This is a genomic window from Amycolatopsis kentuckyensis (genome assembly GCF_041679295.1).
In the GTDB taxonomy this organism is placed as follows: domain Bacteria; phylum Actinomycetota; class Actinomycetes; order Mycobacteriales; family Pseudonocardiaceae; genus Amycolatopsis; species Amycolatopsis kentuckyensis_A.
In genome coordinates this window covers 311,908-328,076 of sequence record NZ_JBGDMD010000005.1, presented here as the reverse complement: position 1 = coordinate 328,076, position 16,169 = coordinate 311,908, and the positions used below count along the sequence as shown (strand labels likewise).

General features: G+C 70.8%; 14 protein-coding genes. 10 read left to right on the top strand and 4 right to left on the bottom strand.

What is annotated here, in order from left to right:
* Nucleotides 1-93 precede the first annotated feature (93 nt).
* On the bottom strand, nucleotides 94-1,590 hold the full coding sequence (locus ACERZO_RS22565) for a CoA-acylating methylmalonate-semialdehyde dehydrogenase (RefSeq protein WP_372666708.1): 1,497 nt from the start codon (nucleotides 1,588-1,590) through the stop codon (nucleotides 94-96).
* 134 nt (nucleotides 1,591-1,724) lie between these two features.
* Here ACERZO_RS22565 and ACERZO_RS22560 point away from each other — a divergent pair, with 134 nt between their 5' ends.
* The 4 genes from ACERZO_RS22560 to ACERZO_RS22545 all read left to right on the top strand — a co-directional run bounded on the left by ACERZO_RS22560 (nucleotide 1,725) and on the right by ACERZO_RS22545 (nucleotide 4,873).
* Nucleotides 1,725-3,359, top strand: a complete 1,635-nt coding sequence (locus ACERZO_RS22560) for a PucR family transcriptional regulator (RefSeq protein ID WP_372666707.1) — start codon at nucleotides 1,725-1,727, stop codon at nucleotides 3,357-3,359.
* Between the two features lie 58 nt (nucleotides 3,360-3,417).
* Nucleotides 3,418-3,750, top strand: coding sequence for an SSI family serine proteinase inhibitor (locus ACERZO_RS22555; RefSeq protein ID WP_372666706.1), 333 nt, complete (start codon nucleotides 3,418-3,420; stop codon nucleotides 3,748-3,750).
* 69 nt (nucleotides 3,751-3,819) lie between these two features.
* Nucleotides 3,820-4,656, top strand: a complete 837-nt coding sequence (locus tag ACERZO_RS22550; protein WP_372666705.1) for a helix-turn-helix domain-containing protein — start codon at nucleotides 3,820-3,822, stop codon at nucleotides 4,654-4,656.
* Nucleotide 4,657: 1 nt separating this feature from the next.
* Nucleotides 4,658-4,873, top strand: coding sequence for a DUF397 domain-containing protein (locus tag ACERZO_RS22545; protein ID WP_372666704.1), 216 nt, complete (start codon nucleotides 4,658-4,660; stop codon nucleotides 4,871-4,873).
* 24 nt (nucleotides 4,874-4,897) lie between these two features.
* Here the strand turns inward: ACERZO_RS22545 and ACERZO_RS22540 are convergent, their stop codons facing one another.
* From ACERZO_RS22540 to ACERZO_RS22530, 3 genes are all read right to left on the bottom strand, one after another.
* Nucleotides 4,898-6,346 carry a DUF4153 domain-containing protein gene (locus tag ACERZO_RS22540; RefSeq protein ID WP_372666703.1) on the bottom strand — a complete coding sequence of 483 codons (1,449 nt, stop codon included), beginning with the start codon at nucleotides 6,344-6,346 and terminating at the stop codon, nucleotides 4,898-4,900.
* 625 nt (nucleotides 6,347-6,971) lie between these two features.
* Nucleotides 6,972-7,952, bottom strand: a complete 981-nt coding sequence (locus ACERZO_RS22535) for a HAMP domain-containing sensor histidine kinase (protein ID WP_372666702.1) — start codon at nucleotides 7,950-7,952, stop codon at nucleotides 6,972-6,974.
* Entirely contained in the window at nucleotides 7,949-8,641 is a 693-nt protein-coding gene (locus ACERZO_RS22530; RefSeq protein ID WP_372666701.1) for a response regulator transcription factor, read from the bottom strand. Before ACERZO_RS22530 ends, ACERZO_RS22535 begins: the two co-directional genes overlap by 4 nt.
* A gap of 220 nt (nucleotides 8,642-8,861) precedes the next feature.
* Here ACERZO_RS22530 and ACERZO_RS22525 point away from each other — a divergent pair, with 220 nt between their 5' ends.
* From ACERZO_RS22525 to ACERZO_RS22500, 6 genes are all read left to right on the top strand, one after another.
* A complete protein-coding gene (locus tag ACERZO_RS22525; RefSeq protein ID WP_372666700.1) occupies nucleotides 8,862-10,415 on the top strand; it encodes an NCS1 family nucleobase:cation symporter-1 in 1,554 nt (517 codons plus the stop codon).
* A 10-nt stretch (nucleotides 10,416-10,425) separates the two neighbouring features.
* Nucleotides 10,426-11,208 (top strand): nitrilase-related carbon-nitrogen hydrolase, encoded by a 783-nt coding sequence (locus ACERZO_RS22520; RefSeq protein WP_372667210.1) that lies wholly within the window; start codon nucleotides 10,426-10,428, stop codon nucleotides 11,206-11,208.
* Complete coding sequence (gene hydA, locus ACERZO_RS22515; RefSeq protein WP_372666699.1) at nucleotides 11,208-12,590, top strand: dihydropyrimidinase; 1,383 nt, start codon at nucleotides 11,208-11,210, stop codon at nucleotides 12,588-12,590. The genes ACERZO_RS22520 and hydA overlap by 1 nt, the downstream gene beginning before the upstream one ends.
* A 7-nt stretch (nucleotides 12,591-12,597) precedes the next feature.
* A complete protein-coding gene (locus tag ACERZO_RS22510; RefSeq protein WP_372666698.1) occupies nucleotides 12,598-13,596 on the top strand; it encodes a TIGR03842 family LLM class F420-dependent oxidoreductase in 999 nt (332 codons plus the stop codon).
* Nucleotides 13,597-13,606: 10 nt separating this feature from the next.
* The gene (locus ACERZO_RS22505) at nucleotides 13,607-14,623 is read left to right on the top strand and encodes a hypothetical protein (protein ID WP_372666697.1); all 1,017 of its coding nucleotides are present in this window, start codon (nucleotides 13,607-13,609) and stop codon (nucleotides 14,621-14,623) included.
* A gap of 80 nt (nucleotides 14,624-14,703) precedes the next feature.
* Complete coding sequence (locus ACERZO_RS22500; RefSeq protein ID WP_372666696.1) at nucleotides 14,704-16,149, top strand: alpha/beta hydrolase; 1,446 nt, start codon at nucleotides 14,704-14,706, stop codon at nucleotides 16,147-16,149.
* The last annotated feature ends 20 nt before the right edge of the window (nucleotides 16,150-16,169 follow it).

Here is a 16,169-nt window from a genome sequence, read left to right as displayed (position 1 = left end):
ATCGCCGCAAACGGCGGCACGCTCCCGTGTTCCCGGGCCGCCTCTTCGCCGGCCGAGGGAGACCGCCGGACGCCCTCAGCCGGATCGCGAACCTCAGGAGTTGCGTGGGAAGCCCAGGTTCACGCCGGCGTGCGACCGGTCCGGCCACCGCGACGTCACGACCTTCGTCCGCGTGAAGAAGTGGAACCCCTCCGGCCCATAAGCGTGGCTGTCCCCGAACAGCGAGTCCTTCCAGCCCCCGAACGAGTAGTACCCCACCGGCACCGGGATCGGCACGTTCACCCCGACCATCCCGACCTCGACCTCGTTCTGGAACCGCCGCGCCGAAGACCCGTCGCCGGTGAAGATCGCCACCCCGTTGCCGTACGGGTTCGCGTTGATCAGCTCCAGCGCGTCGTCGTACGACGCCGTCCGCGCGACCGACAGCACCGGGCCGAAGATCTCGTCGGTGTAGATCGACATGTCCGTGCGGACGTGGTCGAACAGCGTCGGGCCGAGCCAGAAGCCGTCCGAGGAACCGGCGACCTCGATGCCTCGCCCGTCCACCACCAGAGAGGCGCCCTCCGAAACTCCGGCGTCCACATAGGACGCCACCCGCGCGTGGTGTGCCTTCGTGACCAGCGGCCCCATCTCCGACGAAGGATCGCGGCCGTCGCCGACGCGCAGCACGGACATCCGCTCGGTGATCTTGCGCACCAGTTCGTCGCCGATCGGGTCGACCGCGACGACCACCGAAACCGCCATGCAGCGCTCCCCCGCCGAGCCGAACCCGGCCGACACCGCGGCGTCTGCGGCCAGGTCGAGGTCCGCGTCCGGCAGGACGACCATGTGGTTCTTCGCGCCGCCGAGCGCCTGGACGCGCTTGCCGTGCCGGGTCCCGGTTTCGTAGACGTAGCGCGCGATCGGCGTCGACCCGACGAACGAGATCGCCTTGACGTCGGAGTGCGACAGCAGCCCGTCGACCGCCACCTTGTCGCCGTGCAGCACGTTGAGCGCGCCCGCGGGCAGCCCGGCCTCGGCGAACAGCTCGGCGATGAACACCGCCGCCGACGGGTCCTTCTCGCTCGGCTTGAGCACGACCGTGTTCCCGCAGGCCAGCGCGTTCGGGACGAACCACAGTGGCACCATGGCCGGGAAGTTGAACGGCGAGATCACGCCGACCACGCCGAGCGGCTGCGCGATCGAGTAGACGTCGACGCCGGTGGACGCGTTCTCGCTGAACCCGCCCTTGAGCAGCTGGGCCGCGCCGCACGCGTACTCGACGTTCTCGATCGCCCGCGCGACCTCGCCCGCGGCGTCGGACTCGACCTTGCCGTGCTCGCTCGTGACGATCTTCGCCAGCTCGTGCTTGCGCGCCGACAGCAGCTCGCGGAAGGCGAACAGCACCCGCGTCCGGCCGGCCAGCGACGTCCCGCGCCAGCCCGGCAGCGCCGCCTTGGCCGCGGCGACGGCGGCTTCGACCTCGGCGTCGCCCGCGAAGTCGACGTGCGCCCGGACCTGCCCGGTCGCGGGGTCGAACACCTCGCCCGAGCGCTCGGCGGTCCCGGTGAACGGCTTGCCGTCGATCCAGTGGCTGATGCGGTCGGTCACGGCGCGCGCTCCTTCGCTCGGGGACGTCTCCTGCGAGTCTCCGGGCGGGCGCCACGCCAACGCCATCGACAACGTGTACGGAGTCACCGTCCCGGCCGTACAGTCTGTCCCTGCCGATGAGACCGCGAGGAGCCATGTACCCGACCGTCGCCGAGGTGCTCGCGCTGCCGGTGCTGCGCCAGGGCCGTCCGCACGTCGTCGCCGGCACGGCCGGGCTCGACGCCCCGGTCCGCTGGGCGCACGTCGCCGAGGTCGCCGACATCGCGCACCTGCTGCGCGGCGGCGAGCTGGTCCTGACGACCGGCGTCGCGCTGCCCGACGACGGCCCGGCCCTCGCCCGCTACGTCGCCGACCTGGCCGGGGTCGGCGCCGCCGGCCTGGTGATCGAGCTGGTCCGGCACTGGAACGACAAGCTGCCCGCCGCATTGGTCGACGCGGCCGAGAAGCACGGCCTGCCGCTGGTGACGCTCTCGCGTGAGACGCGGTACGTGAGCGTCACCGAGGCGGTGAACGGCCAGATCGTCGACGCCCAGGTCGCCGAGCTGCGCGCCGCCGAGCGCGTGCACGAGACGTTCACCGCGCTGACGGTCGCGGGCGCCGAACCCGGCGTCGTCCTGGGCGAGGTCGCGCGGCTGACCGAGCAGCCGGTGGTGCTGGAGACGCTGTCGCACGAGGTCCTCGCCTACGACGCGGCGGGCACCGACCCGGCCGAGCTGCTCACCAGCTGGCCGTCGCGGTCGCGGGTGGTGCAGCTCGGCGAGCGGACCGGTTACCACGCGGGTTCGGGCTGGCTGGTGACCGTCGTGGGCGCGCGCGGGCACGACTGGGGACGGCTCGTCGTCGTCTGCGCCGACCAGCCGCCGCACCGCCACCGGGTGGTCGCCGAGCGGGCCGCGTCCGCGCTGGCCGTGCACCGGCTCGTCGCCAAGGACTCCGACGGCCTGGAGCGCCAGGCCCACCGCGCGGTGCTCAACGAGCTGCTCGCGTCGCCGGCGCCGTCGGCGGAGCTGCTGGCCCGGGCGTCCGCGCTGGCCGTGCCCCTGGCCGGGCGGCAGCTGGTCGGGCTGGCGGTCCGGCCCCGGCTGGCCGGCAACCGGCCCGCGTTGTCGACGCCGCCGGTGCTGCGCGAACTGGCCGAAGCGACGGTGCTGGCGGCGCGCCGCGCGAAGGTGTCGGCGCTGGTGGCGACCGACGAGCTGGGCGTACGGGCGTTGATCGCGTTGTCGCCGGAAGCCAACGCGGACACCGTGCTGCACCGGCTCGCGACCGACGTCCACGAGGCCCGCGGCAGCGCGCCCGGGGTGCTCGCGGTCGGCACGACGGTGCATTCGCCGGCCGAGGCGGGCCGGACGTTGCGGGAAGCCGGTCAGGTCGCGGCGGCCGCGTTGGGCGCCGGGACGGACCGGGTGCTGCACCGGCTGTCCGACGTGCGGTTGCGCGGCTTGCTGCACCTGCTGGCGGGCGACGAGCGCGTGACGGCGTTCGCCCACCGGGAGCTGGGCCCGCTGCTGCAGCGCGACGCGGCGACCGGCAGCCGGCTGGTCCAGGCGTTGCGGCACTACTGCGAGCAAGGCGGCAACAAGTCGGCGGCGGCCGCGGCGGCGCACACCTCCCGGACGGCGTACTACCAGCAGCTGGCCCGGATCGAGCAGGTCCTCGGCGTCCGGCTGGAGGATCCGGAGTCGATGCTCTCGCTGTACGTCGCGCTGTTGGCGGGGGACCTCACCCGGTCGAGCGAAGAAGACTCACCCGGACGTGGAGCACAGTGATCGACCCCGGCCTGCCGATGGAACCGATATGGCCCTACTCCCCTTCGCAGCCTGCTTGATGAGCTTGAGCTGCCTCGCGCCCGCGCAGCCGCCGGCGTCGACGCTGCAGCTCACCACCCACGACACGGCCGACCGGATCGGCTCGGTGGTCCTGACGTGCGAGCCGGCGGGCGGCACGCACCCCAAGCACGACAAGGCCTGCGCGGTGCTGCAGAGCGCCGGCGGCGACTTTTCCCGGATCCAGTCGCGCCACCAGATGTGCACGCTGATCTACGCCCCGGTGGACGTCACGGCGGTCGGCACGTGGCACGGCAAGCCGGTGTCGTTCCGGACGACGTACGCGAACCGGTGCGAGGCGGACCGAGATTCGGACGACGTCTTCGCGTTCTGACGCGCGTCCGCTACAGGAAACGGTTGGTCGCCCGACTGGGCACGGCCTGTCCGTGGGCAGGCTGTGCCCATGTCACCACCATTCGCCACGCCCCGGGCCCGGGCCCTGGGCTTCGGCATGAAGAAGGCTCGGAAGAGCCGGGACCTCGGGGTCCGCGAACTCGCCCGGCTCACCCACCTCTCACCACAGGAAATCTCGAACTGGGAGCGCGGCAAACGCGTGCCGAGGGTCGAGGAGGTCGCGACGATCCTCGGCGCGCTCCGCGTGGAGCCCGACGAGCGCGCGCGGCTGGTGGATCTGGCCCGCACCGCCAACGAACCCAACTGGCTCGAGCAGTACGCGCCGCCGAAGCTGGCGACCTTCGTGGAGTACGAGCAGACCGCCGAGACCATGTTCGAGTGGGTCCCGGCTCTGGTGCCAGGCCTGCTGCAGACCCCGGCCTACATTCGCGCGCTCTTCGCCGGCACCTCCCGACGCAAGCCCGACATCGAGAACCGGATCATGGTCCGGCTCTCCCGCCGCGAGGTGCTGACTGCGCAGAACCCGCTGCGATACCAGGCGCTGCTCGGCGAAGCCGCGCTGCGCCAAGGAATCGGCGATCGTGCGGTGATGGCCGGTCAGCTCCGCCACCTGATCGTGATGACCCAGGCTCGCAACGTGTCACTGCGAGTACTCCCGAGCGGCGGCGGGTACCACCCCGGGCTCTACGGGCCCTTTGTCATCTTCGGCTTCCACGACCTTCCGCCCATCGTGCATCTGGAGCACTACCGGGGCAGCGGCTACCTCTACGATGACCAGCATGTGGCCGATTACCGCGCGGCCACGGAGAGCCTGCTCGCCCTGGCGCTCGGCGAAGCCGACTCGGCGCGGTTAATCCAGGGGGTGCTCGCCGAAACGGAGGCCTGACGTGACCTGGCGGAAATCGTCCTACAGTGGCGAGGAAACGGCTTGCGTCGAGGTGCGGCTCGCCGGCCTGTCGCAGATCCGCGACAGCAAGGACCCGGCCGGCGGCACACTCTCCGTCACCACCCGATCGTGGGATGCCTTCGTGACCCGGCTTGGCGCGCGGAAGCCGCCGGGTCGCCCCCACGACGGCCCGGTGGCTTCCGCGCATTGCTTTTAACTACGCACCGCGCGCGCCGGTGGTTCAGCAGGTGCCGAGCGTCACCTCGCGGGCGCTCGCGCGGCTGAGGTTCCACGCCGGCCAGCCGTCCGGGGCATCGCCGGCCAGGACCTCGCGCAGCACGCACGTCCGCAGCGGCTCCGGCAGCCGGGCCGACACCACCGGGACCACGTCGGTCGAGAACCCCGCCAGGTACCGGTGGTCCAGGGGTTTGCCGGCGGCGGCGCGGTCGAGGTTGGCGTCGGCGATCAGCCGTTCGGGGTTCAGAACAGCGAGCACCAGCAGCGCGGCGGCCGCGGTACCGATCGCCGCGCGGGGCAGCCACGCCGAGCGCAGCTTGACCAGCGACGCGCACACCAGCACGAACACCGCGCCGAACCACAGTTCGCAGACCTCGACGAGCAGCCGCAGGACCGTGAAGCCGTACGCCTCCTGGTACGTCCACATGCGACTCAACGCCGACCCGACGAGCACCAGGCTGAGCGCGCTCAGCGCCCCGAGCAGGACACGCTGCCGGAGCCGGTCGGCCTTGGTGACGTTCGGCGCCCACCGCAGCGCCGTCGCGACGATCGCCAGTGTCAGCACGGTGACGGTGCACAGCTGCCAGAAGCCGCCGCGCGCGTACTCGGCGGACGTCAGGTTGCTCGTCCGCAGGACGTACTCGGTTCCCCCGAACAGCACGACCAGCCGGACGCCGACGAAAACGCTGAACAAGACCACGAGAACGACGAGCGGGACTGTCCACTCCAGACCGTATCTAGTCCGTTGTGGACGCTCCTCGGTCGCGCGATGCGGTGGAGCAGCCAGGAAGTAGCAAGCCCCGGCGACGAGCAACGCAACGACGGCGAAGACGCAACACCACCGCACGAGCACGTCGACGCTGAGATCCGGAACGACGGCGCTGACCACGGCGGCGAAGGCGGCATCGGCACTGGCGAGCAGCGGAACGAAGACGGCGACGAGCGCGGCCGCGGCGAGCACGGCGAGGGCGATCCGCCGGGCGACGCCGTCACGTCGGGCGGCGAAGCGTCCCACCCCGCGCCCGGCCCACGGAACGGCTTTCAGGGCTTCGAGCGGGACGGCGAGCATGTCGTAGAAGACGGAGTTGACGGTCCGCTTCCCCACGACGGCCAGCGACCCGGCAACGGCGGCGCCGAGCACGCAGAGGACGAACAGCCACCCGGCCGCCCGCACGGCCCCCATCCCGAGCAGCGCGAGGGCGAGGAAGGCCCACCCGGCGCTGCCCCAGGTGAAGGAGCCTGGCCCACCCCGCGACCGCCGATCGGCAACGAAGACGGCGGCGGTCACGGCCACCCCGGCGAGCAGCCAGCCGACCCCGGGCCGATCGACGGGCAGGACGAGAGCAGCCCCGATCCCGGCGAGCCCGGCAGCCGGAAGAACGGCGGGCGGCAGTGGGACAACGGCGGATTTCGGCGGCGGCAGCTGCCGCAGGAGGACGGGCGGAGCAGCCACGGCAACCCCGCCGGCGCGAGCCTCGCCGGCTGCCACGCCTGAACCCGCCGGCGAGCCATCGCCGCCACCCGCCGACGGCGCCCCGACCGCCGCCTGCCCAGATCGCGCCGCGTTTCCCGCATCCCTCCCCGCCGGCGAGCCATCGCCGCCACCCGCCCAAGGCACCCCGGCCGCCGCCTGCCCAGATCGCGCCGCGTTTCCCGCACCCCTCCCCGCCGGCGAGCCATCGCCGCCACCCGCCCAGGGCACCCCGCCCGCCGCTGCCTGCCCAGCTCCTCCGGCGCCCCGCTCCGACGCCAAAGTCCTGCTACCCCACGACTCCCGCCCGGCCGCGGCCCCCACAGCCCCGCCGGCCCCTCGCTCGTCCCCCGTCGGCCGCTTGCCCCGCGGCACGCGCTTCTCCCCGCCCGGCTCACCGATCTTGCTCTTCGGCATCGTCCTCAACTCTCGTTGGCATTCGCAAATATCCGGCTCCGGGAGGTCCTGAATGGCGCATTCGAAGCCGCGGATGACTCATTCGCGGCAACACCAGCCGGCGAAACCCCCGCGTCCGAACGTCTTGAATGACTCATTCAAGTCACCGGAGGTCCTGAATGACTCATTCAAGACACCCCCGGCACCCGAGCTACCCCGTCGGCAACGTCACCCGGATCCGGCTCCCGGCCCCCACGGCCTCGATCGTCCCCCCGTGCAGCTCGACCGCCCACCGGGCGATCGCCAACCCCAGCCCGGTCCCCCCGCCGGTCGACCGCTCGCCCCGCGTGAACCGCTCGAACACCCGCACCCGGTCGGCCGGCGCAATACCCGGCCCCTCGTCGCACACGTCGATGCGCACCTCGCCCGGCCGGACCTCGGCGAGCACCTCGACCGACCCACCCGCCGGACCGTGCCGGGCCGCGTTCTCCAGCAGGTTCGCCACCACCTGGAACAGCCGCCCGCGGTCCGCCACCACCACGGCGTCCGGCGGCGAAACCGACACCGAGAAAGTCACCCCGCGCACCAAAGCCGCCTCGGAGACCGCCGAGGAAAGCAACGACGACAGCGGGAACGACGTCTTGTGCAGCGGGATCGCCCCCGCGTCGAGCCGCGACAGGTCGAGCAGCTCGTCCACCAACGTCGCCAGGCGCTCGGTCTGCTGCAGCGCCGTCTTCAACGTGGCGGGGTCGGGATCTTCGACCCCGTCGACCAGGTTCTCCAGCACTCCGCTCAACGCCGTGATCGGCGTCCGCAGCTCGTGGGACACGTTCGCGATCAGCTCGCGCCGCTGCCGGTCCGCGTCCCCGAGGTCGCCCGCCATCTGGTTGAACGCGGACGCCAGCGACCCCACCTCGTCCCGCGTGGTCGCGCGGATCCGGCGCGTGTAGTCGCCCTTCGCCATCGCGCGCGCCGCCGCCGTCATCTCGCGCAGGGGCCGCGTCATCCCGTGGGCCAGCACCTGGGACAACACCAGCGCCAGGACCATCGCCGTGATCGTCGTCTTCGGCGGCAGCCAGCCGATCTGCCAGTTGAAGAACGCGAACGCGACGCCGCCGGACGCCACCATCAGGATCGCCAGCTTCAGCTTGATCGACCGGATCCGGTCGAGCGGCCGCGGAACGAAGTTCACGATCCCGCCTCCAGCGCGTACCCGACGCCGTGCACCGTCCGGATGAGGTCCGCGCCGAGCTTCCGCCGCAGCGCCTTGATGTGGCTGTCCACCGCCCGCGTGCCGGCGGACGTGCCGTGGACGTCCCAGTCCCACACCTCCGACAGCAGCCGTTCCCGTGGTTGCACCACCCGCGGCCGCCGCGCGAAGTGCACCAGCAGGTCGAACTCGATCGGCGTCAGCTGCGCCGCGACGCCCGCTCGCGCGACCCGCCGCTGGTCGACGTCGATCTCGAGGTCGCCCAGCACGATCCGCGTGCCCACCACCGACGACGACCGCTCGACCCGCCGCAGCAGCGCGTGCACCCGCGCGGTCAGCACCCGCATCGAGAACGGCTTGGTGAGGTAGTCGTCCGCGCCGACCCCGAGCCCGACCAGCATGTCCGTCTCGTCGGCCCGCGCGGTCAGCATGAGGACCGGCACCGGGCGGCGGCCCTGGATCCGGCGGCAGACCTCCAGGCCGTCGAACCCCGGCAGCATCACGTCGAGCACCACCAGGTCCGGCTCGGAAGCCGCGTCCGCCTCGACCGCCGCCGGCCCGTCGTGGGCGACGTCGACGGTGAAGCCCTCGGCCCGCAGCCGGGCCGCGATCGACGCGGCGATCGTGACGTCGTCCTCGACGACCAGCACCCGCCGCACTCCCGGTTCCATGGCCACGACCTTAAGCACCCCCGGTGGAGACGGTTCGCGTGAACTGTGTAGATCCTGTGGAGACGTTTCACCCGCTTTGCCGGTTCGTTGCGCCCAGATGTGTGACGCAGGTCATGCACTCCGACGCCCGTTCGCGCAATCGACAGACTGCACTCCTGATCAGCGAAGAGTGAACAGACTGCCGTTGCCCCGGCGCTGACCAGGCGCGCAGGATGCCGCAATGGCGCCGACACCCGCAGACCAGCGCGTGCACGACGACGGCCGGGTCGAGCTCGACCCCGCCGACGTCCCGTCTCTCGAAGGCAGCCGGTTCTTCAACGAGGAACTGGCCCCCGTCCCGGTCGAAAAACGGACCTGGACCACCTACAACTACTTCGCGCTCTGGATGGGGATGGCGCACAACATCCCCAGCTACGCCCTGGCCGCGTCGCTGATCGCGCTCGGCATGAACTGGGTGCAGGCGCTGCTCACCATCACCATCGGCAACCTGATCGTGCTGGCGCCGATGCTGCTCAACAGCCACGCCGGCACCAAGTACGGCATCCCGTTCCCGGTGTTCGCCCGCGCGTTCTACGGCCTGCGCGGCGCCAACCTGGCCGCGCTGCTGCGCGCGTTCATCGCGTGCGGCTGGTTCGGCATCCAGACCTGGGTCGGCGGCGAGGCCATCTACGTCATCCTCGGGCGCCTGCTCGGCTCGTGGTGGCGCGATTCCACCGTCGTCGCGGGCCAGCACTGGACGCTCTGGCTGTCCTTCGTGGTCTTCTGGATCGGCCAGATGCTCATCATCTGGCGCGGCATGGAAGCGGTCCGCCGGTTCGAGAACTGGACGGCGCCGCTGGTGTCCGTCGGCTTCCTGATCATGCTCGGGTACGTGCTGGTCAAGGCGGGCGGGCTCGGCCCGATCCTGTCCGACGGCGGCAAGCTCGGCTGGGGCCCGGACTTCTGGAAGGTGTTCGCGCCGGCCCTGATGGCGATGATCGCGTTCTGGTCGACGCTGTCGCTGAACATGCCGGACTTCACGCGCTTCGGCGGCAGCCAGCGCAAGCAGGTCCGCGGCCAGATCCTCGGCCTGCCGACGACCATGACGTTCATCGCGATCGTGGCCATCCTGACGACGTCGGGCGGGCACGTCCTCTACGGCGAGGACATCTGGGACCCGGCGCAGCTGGCCGACAAGTTCACCAGCCCGGTCGTGGTCGTCGTCGCGCTGGTCGCGCTGGTGCTGGCGACGATCTCGGCGAACCTGGCGGCCAACGTCGTCAGCCCGTCCTACGACTTCTCGAACGCGTTCCCGAAGCGGATCACGTTCGCGGTCGGCGGCGGGATCACCGGCGTCATCGGCATCCTGATCCAGCCGTGGCGGCTGTACTCCGACCCGAACATCTACATCTTCGCCTGGCTCGGCTTCTACGGCGGCCTGCTCGGCGCGGTCGCCGGGGTGCTCGTCGCCGGCTACTGGGTCATCAACCGCACGAAGCTGCGGCTGAAGGACCTCTACACACCCGATGGGGTGTATTGGTTCAGCGGTGGCTGGAACTGGCGCGCATTGGTCGCGACGCTGGTGGGAGCCCTGCTCGCGGTCGGCGGCGCGTACGGCGGGCCGTTCCCCGCGGACGGCCTGATCCCGTTCCTGAAGCCGCTTTACGACTACAACTGGGTGGTCGGCCTGGTCGGCGCGTTCGTCGTCTTCGTCGTCCTGTCCATGTCCGCAACGAAGGAGGAAATCAGTGAGCGTGGTTCGAGCCGGCCTGATCCAGCAGCGGTGGACGGGTGACAAGGAGTCCATGATCAAGGCGGCGGTCGACCACATCGCCACCGCCGCGTCACAGGGGGCCCAGGTCGTCTGCCTGCAGGAGCTGTTCTACGGGCCGTACTTCTGCCAGGTCCAGGACGCCGACTACTACTCCTACACCGAGGCCATCCCCGACGGTCCGACGACCCGGCTCATGCAGGAGGTGGCCCAGCGCCACGGCGTCGTGCTGATCGTGCCGATGTACGAGGTCGAGCAGCCCGGCGTCTACTACAACACCGCCGCGGTGATCGACGCCGACGGCACCTACCTCGGCAAGTACCGCAAGAACCACATCCCGCAGGTCCAGGGGTTCTGGGAGAAGTTCTACTTCCGCCCCGGCAACCTCGGCTACCCGGTGTTCGACACGGCCGTGGGCCGCATCGGCGTCTACATCTGCTACGAGCGGCACTTCCCCGAGGGATGGCGCGCGCTCGGCCTGGCCGGGGCGAAGATCGTGTTCAACCCGTCGGCGACCAGCCGCAGCCTGTCGCAGTACCTGTGGAAGCTGGAGCAGCCGGCGGCCGCGGTGGCGAACGAGTACTTCGTCGGCGCGATCAACCGGGTGGGCGTGGAACCGCTGGGCGACAACGACTTCTACGGCCAGACGTACTTCGTCGACCCGCGCGGGCAGCTCGTCGGCGACGCCGCGTCCGACACCGACGACGAGGTCGTGGTGCGCGACCTCGACCTCTCGCTGCTCGAGGAGGTCCGGAACACGTGGGCGTTCTACCGCGACCGTCGCCCGGACACCTACGGCCCGCTCGCGGAGGCCTGATGAGCACGCTGATCCAGGGCGGCCAGGTCGTTTCGCCGGCGGGCGCGCTGCTCGCGGACGTCCTCGTAGACGGCGAAACCATCGCCGCCGTCGGGGCGCCGGGGACGCTGACCGGCGACGAGACGATCGACGCCACCGGGAAATACGTGCTGCCCGGCGGCATCGACGCCCACACGCACATGGAGATGCCGTTCGGCGGCACCCACTCGGTCGACACGTTCTCGACCGGGACCACGGCGGCGGCGTGGGGCGGCACGACCACAATCATCGACTTCGCCGTACAGGCCAAGGGCACGTCACTCCTGTCCACTTTGGACAAGTGGCACGCCAAGGCCGATGGCAACTGCGCGATCGACTACGGCTTCCACATGATCGTCTCCGACGTCAACGACCAGTCGTTGAAGGAGATGGAAGCCTGCGTCGACGGCGGCGTCGGCAGCTTCAAGATGTTCATGGCGTACCCGGGGGTGTTCTACTCCACGGACGGGGAAATCCTGCTCGCGATGCAGAAAGCGCGCGAGATCGGCGCTACGATCATGATGCATGCGGAGAACGGCATCGCGATCGACCAGCTGGCGGCACAGGCCGTGGCGGCCGGGAACACCGACCCGGTGCAGCACGGGCTGACGCGGCCACCGGAACTGGAAGGAGAAGCGACGTCGCGGGCGATCCAGCTCGCGAAGGTGACGGGAGCACCGTTGTACATCGTGCACCTGTCGGCGTCGCAAGCGCTTGCGGCGGTGGCGGAGGCACGCAACGACGGCCAGAACGTGTTCGCCGAGACCTGTCCGCAGTACCTCTACCTGTCCATTGAGGACTTGGCGAAGCCGGACTTCGAAGGCGCGAAGTACGTCGCTTCACCGCCGCTGCGGGAGAAGTCGCACCAGGCCGACCTGTGGCGCGGGCTGCGGACGAACGACCTGTCCGTGGTGTCCACCGACCACTGCCCGTTCTGCTTCAAGGACCAGAAGGAGCTGGGGCGCGGCGACTTCCGGGCCATCCCGAACGGGATGCCGGGCGTCGAGCACCGGATGGACCTGCTGCACCAGGGCGTCGTCGCCGGCGAGCTGACGCTCGGCCGCTGGGTCGAGACGTGCTCGGCGACGCCGGCGCGGATGTTCGGGCTGTACCCGAAGAAGGGAGTCATCGCGGCGGGATCGGACGCGGACATCGTGATCTACGACCCCTCGGCGACGCAGACGCTGTCGGCCTCGACGCACCACATGAACGTGGACTACTCGGCGTACGAGGGGTTCGAGCTGACCGGCCGGGTGCACACGGTGCTGTCGCGTGGGCGTGTTGTCGTGTCGCCGGACGGGTTCACCGGGTCGACGTCGCACGGCAAGTTCCTGTCCCGCTCCCTCAACCAGTACCTGAATTGAGGTGGCCATGGACTTCGGGATCGTGCTGCAGACGGACCCGCCCGCGCGGGACGTCGTACGGCTGATGAAGGACGCCGAAGACGCCGGGTTCCGCTACGGCTGGACGTTCGACTCCTGTGTGCTGTGGCAGGAACCGTTCGTCATCTACTCGGCGATCCTGGCGGCGACGTCGTCGCTGGTCGTCGGGCCGATGGTGACCAGCCCCGGGACGCGCGACTGGTCGGTGATGGCGTCGACTTTCGCCACGCTCAACGACATGTACGGCAACCGGACCGTCTGCGGCATCGGCCGCGGCGACTCCGCGCACCGGGTGGTCGGCAAGCCACCGTCCACTTTGGCCACGGTCCGTGACTGCATGCGCGTGGTCAAGGACCTCGCCGAAGGCCGCGCGGTGGAGATGAACGAGAAGACCGTGCAGATCCCGTGGATCCGCAACGGGCGGCTCGAGATGTGGATGGCCGGGTACGGGCCGAAGGCGCTGCAGACGGTCGGCGAGCACGCCGACGGCTTCATCCTCCAGTGCGCCGACCCGGCGATCGCGCGCTGGACGATCGGCGCGGTCCGCGACGCGGCGCGAGCGGCCGGCCGCGACCCGGGCGGCATCACGATCTGCGTCGCGGCGCCGGCGTACGTCGGCGAAGACCTGCCGCACCAGCGCGAACAGCTGCGCTGGTTCGGCGGGATGGTCGGCAACCACGTCGCCGACCTGGTCGCGCGGTACGGCTCGTCGGGCGCGGTGCCGCGCGAGCTGACCGACTACATCCGCGAACGGGAGGGGTACGACTACAGCCACCACGGCAAGGCGGGCAACCCGTCGACGGAGTTCGTCCCGGACGAGATCGTCGACCGCTTCTGCCTGCTCGGCCCGGCATCCGCGCACGTGGAGCGGTTACAGGAGCTGGCAGAGCTGGGCGTGGACCAGTTCTCGCTGTACCTGATGCACGACGACCGCGACGCGACGCTCGCGTCCTACGGTTCGCAGATCATCCCGAAGCTCACCGCTTAGCCCGTCGTGAGTGGTGATTCGGGTCAGAACCCGAATCACCACTCACGAGCGCGGCTGTTACATCCGGCGCGGATCAGCCGACGGCGCGGTGCGCCTGAGTTCCGCGACCGTCGTCGGCCAGCTCAACGTCGAGCAAGCAACGGTTCGCAATAGCAGCGGCGCAGCCCTGCACGCGGACCACCTGAAAGCAGGAGGAGTCCTTCACTTGGCGGGCGCCACCATGGAGGGTGGCGCACGGGTCGTTCTGACGAAGGTACAACTGACCGGAAAGGCGCGGCACCTCCTCGTCCTCGAGAACGCCACGTTCAAACAGCCCCTGACCATGCCATCTTCGCTGATCTGCCGTCAGGCCGAGACCAATACCGGAAAGCGCCGGTGCGCGAGCAGCGACCGGAAGGTCTCGGTCCGCGGATTCCTGTTCACCGATCTCGAAAACATCACCTGGCGCCAGTGGCTCCACCTGCTCGTCCACCACACGAACAAGTACTTCCCCCAGCCCTACCAGCAGCTCGCCGCGACCGAGCGAGCCGCTGGTCACGACAACAACGCCCGTACGGTGCTGATCGTCCAGCAGGAGGACCTTCGCCGGCGCGCTCCCGAAGCCCTCGGTGGCCTGGCCGCGCTGTGGCGGCACCGGATCTGGGGCTGGCTCGGCCGGTTCGGCTACCGCGCCCACCGGCTCGTCGCGACGTTGCTCCTAGCCCTCGTTCTCGCCGGCGCCCTCGGCTATTTCGCCGGCCAGGTGACCACCCGCCCCACCCACCACGCCGCTGAGCGCGTTCTTCCGGCTACGGCACCGGTTGACGCTCCCGGCACGGCGTGCTCGACCGCCGAACTCATCGGACTCGGGATCGACCGCGGTCTCCCGATCGGCGCGACCGGCCTGCGCTCACGCTGCGACCTCGACACCGGCACGCGATGGGGACAGGCGTTCACCTACGCGATCTGGGTACTGCAAGCCTTGCTCTGGGCTTTGGCCACCTTGGCCGTCGCGGCCTACACGGGGCTCGTCCGCAAGCCGGCGTGACCCGCGTAGGGCCTGCCCCACCCCGGTTCCGGGGGCGCGCACCAGCGCATTCCCGGTCCCGGCGGCGGGACGATCGGCGCATGAATCCTCGGAAACTCCGTGCTGCGCTGGCTTTGGGGGCCGCCGCGAGCGTGGTCGCCTTGAGTGCGCCCGCGGCCGCGGCGAGCCCCGCCGGAATCGTCTGGGAAGACTCCTGCGCCGCCGGGTACCAGTGCGGCCGGCTCGACGTTCCACTGTCCTATCAGGCCCCTTCGACGGGCAGCGTGTCGATCGCCGTCAGCCGGTTGCCCGCCACCGACCAGGCCCACAAGCTGGGCACCATCTTCTACAACCCCGGCGGCCCCGGCTCGTCCGGGCGGTACGCGCCCGCGTTGACGCCGTTCCTGCACGAGCGGTTCGACATCGTCGGGTTCGACCCGCGCGGCGTCGGCGCCAGCTCGAAGATCCACTGCTTCACCGATCCTTCGCAGCTCGAGGTGCTGCAACGCGCGCTCGGCACGTTCCTGCTGACGCGCGAGGCCGAACAGCGGCAGATCGCGGACACCAAGACCGTCACCGACCTCTGCGAACAGAACGCCGGCCCGCTGGCGAACCACCTCTCGACCGGGACGATCGCGCGTGACCTCGACCGGCTGCGCGCGGCGTTCGGCGAGCCGAAACTGCGCTACTACGGGAAGTCGTACGGCAGCTACCTCGGCGAGACGTACGCCAACCTGTTCCCCGGCCGGGTGGGTTCGCTGGCGCTCGACGCCGTCGACGACCCGGTGCGCTGGTCGACCGGCTCCGGTCCGATGAGCTACCGCCTGCGCGGTTACGAAGACGGGCCGCGCGCGCTCCAGTCCTTTTTGGACGCCTGCGCGTCGCGCTGCACCTTCGACTACGACGCGATCCTGGACCGGCTCGAAGCCGGCCCGATCACGGTGACGGGCACTGCGGGCAGGCAGATCGCAGTGACCTACCAGAACGCGATCGCCCAAATCCACAACTACCTGACCGACGCGCAGGCCGCGCCGCAGCTGGCGGCGTTCCTGCAGGCACTGGCGGACCCGGCGTTCCGCGCACCGGCGCCGGCGGGCGGTCCGCCGGACGTCGATTCCCTGCTGGGCGGCGGCGCGACCCTGTGCTCCGACGCGGCCAACCCGCGCGACCCGGCGGTCTGGTGGGACTACGCGCGGCGCGCCGACCAGGTCGGGCGCGGCTTCGGCCCCTACGACGTCTACAAGACGCTCCCCTGCGCCACGTGGGACGTCTCCGACACCGGCCGGTACGCGGGGCCGTGGAACCGCCCGACAGCACCGGTCCTGCTGCTCGCCAACCGCCAGGGCGACCTGGAAACGCCGTACGCCGGAGCCCAGCGGACCGAGAAGCTGCTGGCCAACGCGCACCTGCTGAGCCTCGACACGTACGGCCACGGTTCACGCGGCAAGAGCGCGTGCGTGGACGCGTGGCTCGACCGCTACTACGTCACCGGCTCGGTACCCGCCCGCGGCGCGACCTGCGCTCCGGACGCCGGCCCCTTCGGCTGACCGCGGACCGCGGTGGCCGG